At 71.7% G+C, this 14,475-nt stretch carries 11 protein-coding genes; 8 read left to right on the top strand and 3 right to left on the bottom strand.

Features of this window, described 5'->3' with window-relative positions:
* Positions 1 to 2: 2 nt before the first annotated feature.
* Positions 3 to 992 (top strand): aldo/keto reductase, encoded by a 990-nt coding sequence (locus tag BKD26_RS27690; protein WP_084903711.1) that lies wholly within the window; start codon positions 3 to 5, stop codon positions 990 to 992.
* Positions 993 to 1,101: 109 nt separating this feature from the next.
* Here the strand turns inward: BKD26_RS27690 and BKD26_RS27685 are convergent, their stop codons facing one another.
* Positions 1,102 to 2,031, bottom strand: coding sequence for a DMT family transporter (locus BKD26_RS27685; protein WP_084903548.1), 930 nt, complete (start codon positions 2,029 to 2,031; stop codon positions 1,102 to 1,104).
* A 93-nt stretch (positions 2,032 to 2,124) separates the two neighbouring features.
* Positions 2,125 to 3,273: an FAD-binding oxidoreductase gene (locus BKD26_RS27680; RefSeq protein ID WP_241518878.1), complete on the bottom strand. Its 1,149-nt coding sequence runs from the start codon at positions 3,271 to 3,273 to the stop codon at positions 2,125 to 2,127.
* A gap of 472 nt (positions 3,274 to 3,745) precedes the next feature.
* Here BKD26_RS27680 and BKD26_RS27675 point away from each other — a divergent pair, with 472 nt between their 5' ends.
* The 6 genes from BKD26_RS27675 (at position 3,746) to ilvD (ending at position 12,131) form a co-directional block, all read left to right on the top strand.
* A complete protein-coding gene (locus BKD26_RS27675; RefSeq protein ID WP_084903543.1) occupies positions 3,746 to 4,855 on the top strand; it encodes an amidinotransferase in 1,110 nt (369 codons plus the stop codon).
* A 39-nt stretch (positions 4,856 to 4,894) separates the two neighbouring features.
* On the top strand, positions 4,895 to 5,851 hold the full coding sequence (locus BKD26_RS27670) for a fatty acid desaturase (RefSeq protein WP_084903541.1): 957 nt from the start codon (positions 4,895 to 4,897) through the stop codon (positions 5,849 to 5,851).
* A gap of 109 nt (positions 5,852 to 5,960) precedes the next feature.
* Positions 5,961 to 7,043 (top strand): Glu/Leu/Phe/Val dehydrogenase dimerization domain-containing protein, encoded by a 1,083-nt coding sequence (locus BKD26_RS27665; RefSeq protein WP_241518877.1) that lies wholly within the window; start codon positions 5,961 to 5,963, stop codon positions 7,041 to 7,043.
* A 41-nt stretch (positions 7,044 to 7,084) separates the two neighbouring features.
* Entirely contained in the window at positions 7,085 to 8,803 is a 1,719-nt protein-coding gene (locus BKD26_RS27660) for a thiamine pyrophosphate-dependent enzyme (protein ID WP_084903535.1), read from the top strand.
* A 26-nt stretch (positions 8,804 to 8,829) separates the two neighbouring features.
* Entirely contained in the window at positions 8,830 to 10,206 is a 1,377-nt protein-coding gene (locus BKD26_RS27655; RefSeq protein ID WP_084903708.1) for a cystathionine beta-synthase, read from the top strand.
* A 68-nt stretch (positions 10,207 to 10,274) separates the two neighbouring features.
* The gene (gene ilvD, locus BKD26_RS27650; protein WP_084903531.1) at positions 10,275 to 12,131 is read left to right on the top strand and encodes a dihydroxy-acid dehydratase; all 1,857 of its coding nucleotides are present in this window, start codon (positions 10,275 to 10,277) and stop codon (positions 12,129 to 12,131) included.
* Positions 12,132 to 12,382: 251 nt separating this feature from the next.
* Here ilvD and BKD26_RS27645 read toward each other — a convergent pair whose 3' ends face one another.
* Positions 12,383 to 13,435, bottom strand: coding sequence for a BTAD domain-containing putative transcriptional regulator (locus BKD26_RS27645; protein ID WP_179166725.1), 1,053 nt, complete (start codon positions 13,433 to 13,435; stop codon positions 12,383 to 12,385).
* A 452-nt stretch (positions 13,436 to 13,887) separates the two neighbouring features.
* Between BKD26_RS27645 and BKD26_RS40550 the strand changes: the two genes are divergently transcribed.
* The gene (locus BKD26_RS40550; protein ID WP_179166724.1) at positions 13,888 to 14,037 is read left to right on the top strand and encodes a hypothetical protein; all 150 of its coding nucleotides are present in this window, start codon (positions 13,888 to 13,890) and stop codon (positions 14,035 to 14,037) included.
* The last annotated feature ends 438 nt before the right edge of the window (positions 14,038 to 14,475 follow it).

Genomic DNA, 14,475 nt, shown 5'->3' with positions numbered 1-14,475 from the left:
TCATGACCTCACGCCGACTGGGTGACCAGGGCCTCACCGTGCCCCCCATAGGCCTCGGCTGCATGGGGATGTCCCAGGACTACGGCCCCGCCGACGACGACGAGTCCCTTGCCGTGCTGCGGCGTGCCCTGGACCTCGGTGTCACACTGCTCGACACGTCCATGAGCTACGGCGCCGGCCACAACGAGCAGCTCGTGGGCCGCGCGATCGAGGGCCGTCGGGCCGAGGTCACCGTGGCGACGAAGTTCGGCATCGTACGGGAGCGGCGCGGTGATCCGGCACGGCTGGGGGCCCGGCCCGCGGACATCCGCCGGTACTGCGAGGCATCGCTCAAGCGGCTGGGCACCGACTACATCGACCTGTACTACCTGCACCGCGTCGATCCCGAGGTGCCCATCGAGGACAGCGTCGGGGCGATGGCCGAGCTGGTGAGCGAGGGCAAGGTGCGCTACCTCGGGCTGTCCGAGACCAGCGAGGAGGAGTTGACGCGCGCGGTCGCCGTGCATCCCATCAGCGCGGTCCAGTACGAGTGGTCGCTCTGGTGGCGGGAGGTCGAGGACGACATCGTTCCGCTGGCCCGCAAACTGGGCGTCGGGCTGGTCGCGTTCAGTCCGCTCGGCCGTGGTTTCCTCACCGGGGCGCTGAACCTGGAGACGTTGACCGAGGACGACGACCGGCTTCCCGACCAGCGCTTCCACGGTGAGCACCTGGCCCGCAACGCCGCACAGGTGCAGCGCCTGCAGGAGCTGGCCGACGCACGCGGGGTGACGCCTGGGCAGCTGGCGCTGGCCTGGCTGCTCGCCCAGGGCGACGACGTCGTGGCGATTCCGGGTACCCGCAACGGGCAGCGGCTGATGGAGAACGTCGGGGCCGCCGAGCTGTCCCTGTCCCCGTCGGACGTCCAGGAGATCGAGGCGGCGATCCCGCGGTCCGCCTGGTCGGGCGACCGGCACTCCTTCGCCGTACCGCGCACCCAGCGAACCACCGGGTAGGTCCTCGGCACACGCAGGAGGCCACGGCACTGTGTACGGCGGCGTCCGCCGCCCGTGCCGTGGCCTCCGCGCGGTGACCGGATCCGGTGACCGGTGCCGGGGTGCCGGGTCAGGGAACCTCGGAGGGCTGCCGCGGCTCGCGGTGCCGCTCCCGTGCGGGCGGCCGGCGGGGGGTCCGGCCCGGGAGCACCCCGAGCACGAGCGAGCAGCTGCCGACGACCACGGCCGTGCCCAGCAGCTGTGCCCACGACAGACGTTCGTCCAGGACGGCCGAGCCGACGACCACCGCGACGGCCGTCACCGCGAATTCGACGCTGAGCGCCCGGGTGGCTCCGACGCCGGCGACGAGCCGGAAGTACAGGACGTACATCACGCCGCTCATGACACCGCCCAGCAGCAGGAGGTACACGTAGTCGGCGAAGCCGGGTGTGGTGGCCACCGGCACCAGAAAGAGCAGCGGGAGGGTCAGCACCCCGCCGAAGAAGAAGGAACCGACGGTCAGTTCCCACGATCCGACGTCGTGCAGCCGGGCCCGGGCGTAGTTGCTTCCGAAGGCGGCCGAGAGCGCCCCGACGAGCGAGCCGACGCAGCCGAGGAGGAAGGTGTCGGTAAGCGGGGCGTCCGGAAAGCCCACGAGCAGCACGATGCCCACGATGCCCAGCGACAGGCCTACCCAGCCCCGTACCGTCATCCGCTCCAGGCCCCACAGATGGCCGATGACCATGGAGAACAGGGGAATCGTCGCCACGAAGATGGCGGCCATGGCCGAGCCGATGCGGGGAGTGGCGTACGAGACACCGATCAGCTGGCCGGCGACGGTGGTCGCACCGACGACCGCGAACGGCCACCAGCGGGCGGTGAAGGCGAGCCGGCGTCTGCCCATCACAGCGACCAGGGCCACGACGGCGCCGGCGATCAGTGCCCGGAAGGTGACCGCGCCCACCCAGCCGAAGGTCCGCTCCACTCGTGCCAGCACCGCGAACGACACGCCCCAGACCACCGCGACGGTCCCGTAGCGAGCCACGTCAGCGCCCCGCATGCGCATCCTCCCCCCTTACGGCTCGTCGTGCGGACCGACGGTGAGCACCCCCCGGTCCGCGATCACCGTACCCCGGCGCCAACGCTCGTGTGTTCACACGTAGTTGGCCTCGACGCGCGGCCGCTCGCCGGTGAACCGGCCCGCGTTCAGGGGTGTGACGTCGACGAAGGGCCGCCGGTCGAGCACGAGGTCCCGGACGACCTCACCGACCGCGGGGGCCTGGAGGAAGCCATGCCCCGAGAAGCCGCAGGCGTACAGGAACCTGCCCACTTCGCCGGCCTCTCCGATGAGGGCGTTGTGGTCCGGGGTGATCTCGTAGAACCCGGTCCAGCCCCCGGCGAGGCCGACGTCCAGCAGCGGGGGAACCCGCCGGGCCATCACCTCCGTCAACCGCGGCAGCCAGGCCTCGGAGGGCTTCAGCCGGAAACCGGGCGGCTCTTCGGGGTCCGACATGCCGAGGAGGAACCCCTGGCCCTCGCGCCGGAAGTAGAAGGCGGAGGAGAAGTCGATCGTCAGGGGCACCCGCAGACCGGGGGCGAACGGCTCGGTGAAGACGATCTGCCTCTGGTAGGGCACCACCGGCAGCGTGGTGCCGACCATGTCTCCCAGGGCCGCCGACCAGGCCCCGGCGGCGCAGACGACCGTGGAGGTGGCGATGTCGCCACGGTTCGTCCGGACGGCGCGGATCTCCCCTCCGAGGGTCTCGATCCCGAGCACCTCGCAGTGCGTCTCCAGGTGTGCGCCGTGCCTGCGGGCGCCCGTCGCGTACCCGAGGACCACGGACTCCGGTGTGCAGTGGCCGTCGTCGGGTGAGTACGCCCCGGCCAGGAGCCCTTCCTCCTCGATCAGGGGCGACAGCCGCCGGGCCTCCGCCGTGTCGACCATCCGGCTGGGCACGCCGAGCGAGTTCTGCAGAGCGACGCCCTCCTCGAACGACGCGACGTCCTCGGGGCGTGACAGCAGGAACAGGTATCCCGACGACCGCAGGTCGATCTCCTGGCCGGGGCGGTGGCCGAAGGCCCGGTAGGCCTCCAGACTCCGTGCGCCGAGCTGGATGTTGAGCGCGTCGGAGAACTGCGCGCGCACCCCGCCCGCCGCCTTGGAGGTGGAGCCCGAGCCTAGTTCGGCGCGTTCGAGGAGCACGACGTCCCGGACGCCGGCTTCGGCCAGGTGGAAGGCGATGCTCGTACCGATCACGCCGCCGCCGACTATCACGACGTCCGCGGACGCTGGAAGTGTCACCGTGTGCTCTCCCTCTCGCTGGTGCCGTGCGCCCGGGTCCGGGGCCATGTCCGATGATGGGCGTCCGGCCTGACAGGTCCTGGTCGGCCGGATCACCGGCGGCCCCGGGAAAGGTGCTGGACAGGCTCCGGGCAACGGTCCGCCTGTGGGCCCGGTACGGGTACGCGTCCACGCGCCGTTGAAGCCACGCCCGTACGCGCTCCCGTACGCGCCCGCGCACCGCCGACCCACCCTGCGTACGGCCGCGTCGGCGACCGGCCCGGCCCGCGCGTCGCGGGGGTGCGGCCGGGCGCAAACGCCCGTGCCAATCCCGCCGACGGCCCGGTGCACCGGCTCTGAACTGCGCTGTTACTACTGTGACGCGCGTCGGCGAGTGCCATCGCAGTGACGCGGGGGGTTGCCACGATGGACGCGTGGCGGGCGCCGGTCCCGTACCGAGGGCCTCTCCCCCGACGATGTCTGGAGACGACTCATGACTGTTGCGCACACGAGCGAACTTGCCTCCAAGGAGAGCGGGCAGCGTACCGGCCCGGTGTGCTCCTACACCGAGTGGGATCCGCTGGAGGAGGTCATCGTCGGCATCGTCGACGGAGCCAGCTTCCCCTCCTGGCACATGGCGCTGCCGCCGGTGCTGCCCGAGGACCAGGTGGAGACCTTCCGTACGCGGGCGGGCCGGCCGTTCCCGGCCGAGCAGGTCGACGCGGCCCGGCGCGAACTCGAGGAGTTCGTCCACATCCTGGAGGCCGAGGGGGTGCGCGTGCGGCGCCCGGAGCCGATTCCGCAGCGCACCACGTACAGCACGCTCGACTGGAGCAGCACCGGCATGTACGCGGCCATGCCGCGTGACACGCTGCTGGTGGTCGGCGAGGACATCATCGAGTGCCCGATGGCCTGGCGGTCGCGCTACTACGAGGCGCTCGCCTACCGTCCGCTGCTCAAGGAGTACTTCCACGGCGGTGCGAGGTGGAGCGCCGGGCCCAAGCCCGAACTCACCGACGCGCAGTTCGACCAGGACTGGACCGACGAGCACACGGGCGGTTCCGCGAACCTGGTGGTGACCGAGTTCGAGCCGACGTTCGACGCCGCCGACTTCATCCGCTGCGGCAGGGACATCATCGCCCAGATGAGCAATGTGACCAACGCGTTCGGCATCGAGTGGCTGCGCCGGCACCTCGGTGACGAGTACCGCATCCATGTGCTGGAGTTCGACGACTCCCACCCGATGCACATCGACGCCACGCTGATGCCGCTCGCCCCGGGCAAGCTGCTGATCAACCCCGAGCGCGTACCCGAGGTCCCGGACCTGTTCAAGGGCTGGGACGTGCTGGAGGCGCCGGCTCCGGTCATCCCCGACGCCCACCCGCTGTACATGACCAGCAAGTGGATCAACATGAACCTGCTGATGCTGGACGAGACCCGGGTCGTCGTCGAGGCCCAGGACGAGCCCATGATCAGCGCCCTGAAGAAGTTCGGGCTCACGCCCATCCCGTGCAACTTCCGCAACTTCAACAGCTTCGGTGGCTCCTTCCACTGCGCCACCCTCGACGTCCGCCGTCGGGGCACCCTCCAGTCCTACATCTGACCGGCCACCAAGGCTCTGCGGAAAGGAGGACGGCGCACGATGCCCTTGTGGAAGCACAGCCCGAAGGACGCCCTGCTGTTCGGATTCAGCGTCGCGCAACTGACGCTGATGATCCTGCTCGCCACCCGGTGGTCCGGCTTCTCCGTCGCCGGCTGGCTGGGCCAGGCGGCCCTCGTCACCGTGATGACCGCCTACAACATCATCGTGGTGTCGCACCTGTTCACTCACGTGCCGTGGTTCACCTCGGCCCGGCTCAACGCCGTCGCGTCGGTCGTGAACTCGATCTGCATCGGACAGTCGGCGCAGGCCTACGAGTTGAGCCATGTGCGCAACCACCACCGGTTCAACAACGATCCCATCGGCCCTGACGGCACGACCCGGGACACCAGCTCGACCTACCGCGACGGACAGGACGGCGATCACGCGCCGCTGTTGCGTTACATCCTCACGGGGGCTTGCGACAGCTTCCTGGACCGGGGCAAGGAGATGTTCGCCGTGACCCGGCTGTGGCGCGTCGGCGCGGCCGAGCGGAAGCTGCTGGAGCTGGCAGCCCGCAGGGAGCCGCGGCGCACCGTGGAACTGCGCCAGGTGCGGGCCGACCGCGCCGCGCACTGCCTGGCTCTGGCCGGATTCGCGGTGCTGTCGTGGCAGTGGACGGTGTTCTGCTACCTGCCGGCGTTCTTCACGGCCCTCGTGCTGGTCAATGTGCAGAACTACTACCGGCATTACGGCGCCGACCCCAGTCGGCGGACGGCGGACGCGGTGAGCCACTACAGCCGCCTGTACAACCTGCTCACCTTCAACGACGGCTACCACCAGGAACACCACCTCAGCCCCGCGACCCACTGGTCGCAGCTCCCCGCGGTGTACCAACGGCGGCTGGTGACCGCCGAGACAGGACCGCGGATCATCAGCCCCGTACCGGCGATGCTCGGCTTCCTGCACCGGGACCGGCCTCTGCTGCACCGGACCGCCGACGACGGCCGGCGTTCCTGATCCGCCGCACCACCCCACGCGACCGGGCCATGGACGCCGTACGTCCGGTCGCGCCCCCCTTCGACCGAAAGGCCATGGTGTGATGCTCGACAAGAAGCCTGCCCTCAGTGTGACCCTGAACGGTGCGGACGCCCCCGTGCGGGGCTGGGTGGTCGTGGACTCCCTGGTGGAGTCCATGGCCATGGGCGGAACCCGGATGACGGCCACCGTCACCGAGGACGAGGTCCGCGCGCTCGCCAAGGGAATGACCGCCAAGCTGAGCCTGGTGGGCCTGCCCATCGGCGGAGCCAAGGCCGGTCTCGTCGCGACCGGCAAGCCGCGGGAGCACGCCCTCGAACACTTCGGCCGGACAGTGGCGCCGCTGCTCCACGGCGGCGTCCACCTCGGCTGCGACCTCGGGGTGAACCAGGCCGACCGGGCGGCCTTCTACGACGCCGCCGACTACGACGTGCGCAGGCTCACCCGCTGCGCCCGGCTGCCGATGGACTGGGGCACGTACTGGGAACCGCTCGTGGACATCACGGGCCACGGCGTCGGTGTCGCCACCCTGACCGCGGTGGCGGGAATGCCCGGTCCCGCCTCCCGGCGTGTGGTGATCCAGGGGTTCGGCGCCGTGGGCCGGGGTGTCGCCAAGTACCTCGAACGGCACGGTCATCGCATCGTCGGCGTCGCCGACGTCCGGGGAACGGTCAGCTGTCCCGACGGCCTGCCCGTCGACGGGTTGATCAAGGCGACGGACCCGGCCGGCACCGTCGACCGCGCTCTCCTGCCCGACTCCGTCACCACCGCGAACGGTGCCGACGCCTGGCTCGACGTCGACGCCGACGTCCTCGTACTCGCGGCGAACATGAACGCTGTCCACGCGGGCAACGCGGCCCAGGTGCGTGCCGCGCTCATCGTCGAGGGCGGCAACCTGTGCTGCTCACCGGAGGCGAAGGACGCACTGGCGGCCCAGGGCGTCGTCGTCATCCCGGACGTCGTGGCGAACGTGGGCGGTGCGGCCGCCGGGGGCTGCGCCCTGACCGGGACGGTCCCCTTCGACCTGCCCCGCGACCAGATGGCCGCCTGGGTCTTCGACTGGGTCCAGGAGCGAGTGGAGCGCAACACGCGAGAGGTGCTGGAGGTCATGGCGGGCGGCGCGCCGGACCCGGTCGCCACCCTGCTGACCGCCCGGCGCACCGCCACCGTCTGACACCGCGCCGACCCCGAGAACCCCCTGTCGAAGGAGATGACATGACACCGTCCGCTGACGGCACACCGCCCCGCCGCACGGTCGCGCAGGCCCTGGCCGACTTCGTACACGACACATTGAACTGCGACCGGATCTTCACCGTCCCCGGGGAGGCGGTGCTGCCCCTGGTCAGCCTCGCCGGAGAAATGGGTGTGGACCTGGTCCCCATGCGCCACGAGTCGGGTGCGGGCTTCGCGGCCCTGGCCGACTCCTGGCTGACCGGACGGCCCGCGGTGGTCGCCGTCAACCGCTCCCCCGGTGCGGCGAACCTGGGCATCGCGCTGGACGTCACCCGCTGCGACCGCACCCCGGTCCTGGTCGTGGTGGGGACCTCGCGCCGGGATCAGGACCGGCGTACCGGATACCAGTCCCTCGACCCCGAGGCACAGCTGGGCGGCCTCGCCCATGTGATCACCATCACCGGCGGGCCACAACTGCCCAAGCTGCTGGCCGAGGCGGCCGAGCTGCTGCGTGCCCCGCTCCCGGCCACCGTGGTGTTCTCCGTTCCGCAGGACGTATGGGAGGAGGAGGTCCCCGCACCGGACGGTCCCTCGGACGTCCCTTCGAGTCGCCTGTCCCCGGCTCCCCGGACGGACGACGGGGCCGACCGCGCCGTGGCCGAGCGGGTCCGCGAGGCCCTGCTGGCCGCCGAACGCCCGGTCGTGGTGGCGGGGCGACTCCTGCGGGGCGAGGACGGGGCCGGTCCCGGCGAGGCCCTCGACCGCTTCGCGCGGCAGGCTCTGGTCCCCGTGCTGCTCGGCAACAAGCAGCAGGATCTGATGGACAATGCCGCGCCCGGCTATGCCGGCGACGTGCACCAGGGCACCCACCCCGAGACCCGGGCCCGGCTCGAAGAGGCCGATCTGGTGGTCTTCCTGGGCGAGCTGCCCTGGGAGGTCCATCTGATGCGGTGGTACAGCGACCAGCCCCTGATGACGGTTCATCCGGACCCCGCCGGTCCCGGGGAGCGGCTGGCCGCCGACCCGCGCCGGGTCCTCGCCCTGCTGGGCGGCGCGGACTGGGCCGCCTCACCGCAGCGGCGGGCCTGGGCCGAGGACTGGCGCGCCCTGGAGACCCGGCTGAGCGAACCGGCTCCGCGGCGGTACGCGGACGGTCTGGACTTCACCCATGTCGTCGCCGCCCTGGACACCCTGCTCCCGGACGACGCCCTCGTCTGCCTGGACGCGGGCAACTTCGGCAGCTGGGTCCACCGCTATCTGAAGGTGCGCGCCCGACAGCGCCTCCTCGCGGTGGCGGACGGGGCCATGGGCTTCGGCGTTCCGGGTGCCGTGGCCGCGGTACGGCGCCATCCGGAGCGGACCGTGGTCGCCCTCGTCGGCGACGGCGGCGTACTGATGACCGGCAACGAGCTCGCCGTCCCCCACCCGGCCGGCCGCGGCCCCGTCGTGATCGTCGCGGACAACTCCGGGTACGGCGCCATCCGCACCCAGGGCGCCCGCGCCTTCCCCGGCACGGATGTCGCCGCCGAACTCGTGAGCCCGGACTTCACGCTCTGGGCGCGGGCGTTCGGCGTCCCGGCGGAGTGCGTGACCACCGAGGCCGAGGTGCTTCCCGCGCTTCGGCGGGCGCTGGCCAGTGACCGCGGCTACCTGCTGCACGTACCCATCAGTCCCCTGGCGGCCCACGCCAACTTCGACATGCCGGGCGCGACCGGTCCGGCTCCGGCGCGCGGGAAGGACACGGCGTGTCCCACACCGTGAGTGTCTCGCCCCCCACGGCCGGCGGTCTGGGCATCGCGGACTCGGTGCTCGACCTGATCGGCGACACCCCGCTGGTGCGGCTGAAGCGGATGAGCGAGGAGTACGGACTGACCTCGCTCCTGACCATGAAGCTGGAGGCCGCCAATCCGGGAGGTTCCGCGAAGGACCGCCCGGCCCTGGAGATGGTGCTGCGGGCGGAGGCGGACGGTCTGCTCCACCCCGGCGGCACGATCGTCGAACCGACCTCGGGCAACACCGGCGTGGGCCTGGCGATCGTGGCGGCCCAGCGCGGCTACCGGTGCGTCTTCGTCGTCACCGACAAGGTCTCCCCCGAGAAGGTCGACCTGCTGCGTGCCTACGGTGCCGAGGTCGTGGTGTGCCCCGTCGCCGTACCCCCCGACCACCCCGACAGCTACTACTCCACGGCGGAACGCCTGGTGACGGAGATCCCCGGCGCGTACCGTCCCAACCAGTACGCCAACCCGGCCAACCCGCAGGCGCACACCCTGACCACCGGCCCGGAGATCTGGCGGCAGACCGACGGCCGGGTGACCCACTTCGTCGCCGGAGCCGGGACCTGCGGCACGCTCACCGGAACCGCCCGCTACCTCAAGGCGCAAAACCCGGACGTACGCATCGTCGCGGCCGACCCGCGGGGCTCGGTCTACAGCGGCGGATCGGGCCGCCCGTACCTGGTGGAGGGGGTGGGCGAGGACTTCTTCCCCGCGGCCTGGGATCCGTCGCTGATCGACGAGGTGATCGAGGTCTCCGACCGGGACAGTTTCCTCATGGCCCGCCGGATATCGCGTACCGAGGGGATCCTGACCGGCGGCTCCGGCGGCATGGCGGTGGCGGCCGCGCTCCAGGTGGCCCGGCGCTGCGGCCCCGACGACGTGATCGTGGTGCTGAACCCCGACTCCGGCCGGGGCTACCTGTCCCGGGTGTTCAACGACACGTGGATGGCCACGCACGGCTTCCTCGGCGAGTCGGACGGTCCCACCCTCGCCGAGGTGCTGGCCCACCGCCCGGACCGCTCCCCGCTGCTGTACGTCAACCCGGCGCACACCGCGCGGGACGCCATCGCGGTCATGCAGCGGGAGGCGGTGAGCCAGCTGCCCGTCTGCAAGAACGAGCCCCCGTTCGCGACGGCCGAAGTGGTCGGTGCCGTGCACGAGCTGGAGCTGATGGCCGGCGCCCACCAGGACCGGTCGGTGCTGGACAGGCCGGTGGCGGAGCTGATGGGTCCGCGGCTGCCGACCATCGGCGTCGGACAGCTGGCGGTGCACGCCACACGGCTCCTGGAGCAGCACCCCGCCGTGCTGGTACTGGCCGACGGCCGGCCGAGCACGGTGGTGACCCGCGCGGACATGCTCACCTACTTCTCCCACACCTCCCGCGGTTGACGGCGGCGGGGCGGGGCGGGCCGTGCCCTCCGCCCCGCCCCGCCCGCCACCCCTCGTCTGGAGCGCCCGTGCCACACCTTCGATCCCGTACCGTCACCCATGGCCGCGCCATGGCAGGCGCCCGAGCACTGTGGCGTGCCACCGGCATGACCTCGCAGGACTTCGGCAAGCCGATCGTGGCGGTGGCCAACAGCTACACCCAGTTCGTCCCCGGCCACGCCCACCTGCGGGACGTCGGTGACATCGTCTCGGGCGCCGTGTACGAAGCGGGCGGTGTGGCGCGGGAGTTCCACACCATCGCGGTCGACGACGGTATCGCGATGGGCCACAGCGGCATGCTGTACTCGCTGCCGTCCCGGGAGATGATCGCGGACTCGGTGGAGTACATGGTCAACGCGCACTGCGCGGACGCCCTGGTCTGCGTCTCCAACTGCGACAAGATCACCCCTGGGATGCTGCTGGCCGCGCTGCGGCTGAACATCCCCACCGTGTTCGTCTCCGGCGGCCCGATGGAGGCCGGCCGTTCGGGCGGTGACCGCCTGGACACCGTCGCGCCCATGATCGCCGCCGCCGACCCGGCCGTCTCCGCCGACCGGCTGCGGCAGATCGAGGAGAGCGCCTGCCCCACCTGCGGTTCCTGCGCGGGCATGTTCACCGCCAACTCGATGAACTGCCTCACCGAGGCCATCGGCCTCGCCCTGCCCGGCAACGGCACCCTGCTGGCCACCCACCGCGGCCGGCGCGACCTCTTCGTCCGGGCCGGGTCGCGGATCGTCGCGCTCGCCCGGAGGTACTACGAGCACGGGGACGAGTCGGTGCTGCCCCGTGGCATCGCGACCCGTGACGCGTTCGCCAACGCGATGACCCTGGACATCGCGATGGGCGGCTCCACCAACACGATCCTGCACCTGCTCGCCGCCGCGCGGGAGGCGGGTGTGCGCTTCGGGCTGGACGACATCGACGCCATCTCCCGGCGGGTTCCCTGGATCTGCAAGGTCGCCCCGGCCACGAACGCCTACTACGTCGAGGACGTGCACCGGGCCGGCGGCGTACCGGGCATCCTGGGCGTCCTGGAGCGCGCCGGGCTGCTTCGTCCGGACACGGGCACGGTGCTCGGCGAGTCCCTCGGCACCGTCATCCGGGCCTGGGACCCCCTGTCACCGGAGGCGACGCCACAGGCGCCCGAGCTGTGGCGGGCGGCTCCGGGCGGCACCCGGACCGTGGCGGCGTTCGGGCAGGACGCCCGCTGGCCCTCCCTCGACCTGGACCGCGGCTCCGGCTGCGTCCGCGACGTCGAGCACGCCTACACCGCCGACGGCGGCCTGGCCGTGCTGCGCGGCAACCTCGCCCCGGACGGCTGCGTGGTCAAGACCGCGGGTGTGGAGCCGTCCCTGTGGACGTTCCGCGGCCCGGCCGCCGTCTTCGAGTCCCAGGAGGACGCCGTCGAAGCGATCCTGGGCGGGGGCGTACGGCCGGGTGACGCGGTGGTCATCCGGTACGAGGGCCCCAAGGGCGGCCCCGGCATGCAGGAGATGCTGCACCCCACCAGCTTCCTCAAGGGCAAGGGACTGGGGCGTAGCTGCGCCCTGATCACCGACGGCCGGTTCTCCGGCGCGACGTCGGGCCTGTCCGTCGGCCACCTCTCCCCCGAGGCGGCCGAGGGAGGTCCTCTGGCACTGGTGGAGAACGGCGATCTCATCGAGATCGACATTCCCGCACGCTCCATCCGCCTCGCGGTCGGTGCGCCCGAGCTCGCGGCCCGGAAGGACCGTCTGATCGCCGAGCGGGGGGCTTTCCGTCCCCGCGGCCGCGAGGACCGTCCCGTCACCGCCGCACTGGCCGCGTACGCCGCGCTCACCACGTCCGCCTCGACCGGGGCCGCGCGCGATGTGACCCGGCTGCCCACCTGGTCATCGTCCCCGTGATGCGGCAGCCCCTCGCAGGAGCATCGACGACCGACACCGGCCACAGCCGCTGCTTCGGGCTGTCCCGTCGTGACGTCCCGGTCGAAACCGGTCGTGTGTCTCCTGTCCCTGAAGTCGGTTTCGGGCACCTCGTCGGCCCGCTGCCGGGCCATGGCGGCCGCAGCCTCTCCTGCGCCGGGCTGCTGCCGGCCACCTTCGCCGGCTCCGGTCCACCGGCGGGTGACCGGCATCATGCGCTCCTAGGCCCCGGTCTAGGGCATCCCGGCGCCCACTGCCGCGACGGGGCCCACGCATGGCGTACCCCACGAGGAGACGCCCCGCAGGATTCCCTGGTGCGTGGTCTGCACCTCCGCACCGGGATCGACACCGAGTTCGTCCGCCAGGCGCCGGCGCAGGGTCTCGAACAGCTCCAGCGCGACCGCACGCTGCCCGACACCCGCCAGTGCCGTCATGAGGCGGGCATGCGCCGACTCGTGCAGGGGATTCGCCTCCACGAACCGGTGCAGCGGCGTCAGGAGTTGCTCGTACCGGCCGACCCGGGCCGCGACGTCGGCGTACTCCAGCAGCACGGTCTCCAGCTGGCGCACCAGCGCCGCCCGCGCCGTGTGCATGTGCAGCCCCGGGAGGTCGGCGAGCGGCTCCCCTCGCCACAGGCCCAGCGCCTGCTGGTAGAAACCGATCGCCGACTCGAGTCTCCCGGCGGCGCACTCACGGCGGGCGTACTCCACCAGCCTGCCGAAGGCCAGGATGTCGAGCTGGTCGTCATTGACGCGCAGCTCGTACCCGCCGCCCGTTGCGATCAGAACGCTCGACGCCGTGCCCTTCGGCTGGATCCGCTGCCGCAGCCGGGACACCTGGGTACGGACCAACTCGACGATGGTGCGCGGGGGTTGGGCACCCCAGATGGCGTCGACCAGGGCATCGCCCCGCACCGGCACCCCCGGGGACAGCGCGAGCAGTCCGAGCAGCGTGCGTTGTCGCTCCGAGCGCAGCTCCACGGGGGCTCCGTCGACCAGCACCGAGAGCGGTCCCAGTATCTGCAGTCTTAAGTCCTGGGCGAGCACCGGCCCTTGCCGCCCGACACGGAGCAGCTCCTGCCGCTCCACGGGCGACAGGTCCAGCGCGGCCGCGAGCCGCCGCAGGGTGCCGCCACGGGGGCGGACGACCCGCTGTTGCTCGATGTCCCGCAGCCCGCCGAGGCTGATCCTCGCCCGCGCTGCCAGCTCGTCCTGCGTCAGACCGGCGCGCTGCCGGAAGTCCTGTACCAGATAGGCCAGTTCTCGTTGGGTCTGGTGACCATTCATGAAGCCTCCAGGGACACGATCAGTGATTGCCAAGGGGGACGCGTTCGACTGTCGGGTAGGTGTGGACCGGGCAGCGGGCATGTCCGGGGGCCGACACTCGCAGGTCATGCGGAGGCCGGCGCTCCGGTCCAAGGTGGTCGAGTGACGGCGGCCGGCGCGGGTGCCACGACCCGGGAGGGGAAGCAGGCAGCCGACGGGGCCGGTGGAAAGGCATGACGGCGTGAACCCGCCGGACTGCTGGGGCGACCACCGCCCCACCGGCAACGGCCCGGGGAACACCAGTCCTCACGAGGCGGCTGTGCCGTCCTGGAAATGGAAGCGTGTCGCTCAGTGGATCACATGCGCTGTGGCGCGAGAGTCGCGACCGGACCCGGCCGACGGCTCGGAGGACGCGGTGGCACGTGCCTCGCGTCGATCCGGCTCCAGCCCCGGGGCGTGGGGCGCGGATCAGCGTGACGAGCACGCGGGAGGCGACGATCGCCGAGGACCCGGCCCATCAGGCCGAGGGTCACCCGCTGCACGACGGGTTCGCGCAGCCCCGTGTGGAGGACCAACAGCAGCACCGGCCACTGGACCCGCACGGCCGCCGGAACCGCCCGTAACATTCTGTCCGCCACGAGCGAGACGGTCGCCCCGGCCTTGGACCCGGCCATCCTGACGACCGGCGTGCCACCGCCGCAGACGTCGAACGTATCGAATGTCACAACCGGTTCCCCCTCTTCTACGGCGTGCGGCACCGGCGCGCGGCACGGATCCGCAAGGAGCGGCCGGGCCGACCGGGGCGGGAAGTCCGGGGCAGCGCCGACCGGACCCATGAATCAATTCCTCAGAAGACGAAGCTCCAGCCCCTGGGGCATGGTGAATGTCCCCCCAAAGGGTTTCCCATCACCCTCGGGCGGACGCAGTGAGCGCGTGATCGAGTCCGGCAGAAAGTCGGCAAAGAAAGGCGGCAGAAGTCGGAGAAGACGGGCGGAGTCAATCAGAGACGGGGGCGGTACGCATATGAGCCTTCACCTACCCATACCCCGCACCACTCGGAC

It is taken from the genome of Streptomyces sp. CB03238 (assembly GCF_002099185.1).
In the GTDB taxonomy this organism is placed as follows: domain Bacteria; phylum Actinomycetota; class Actinomycetes; order Streptomycetales; family Streptomycetaceae; genus Streptomyces.
This window is presented reverse-complemented; position numbering and strand designations above follow the sequence as displayed.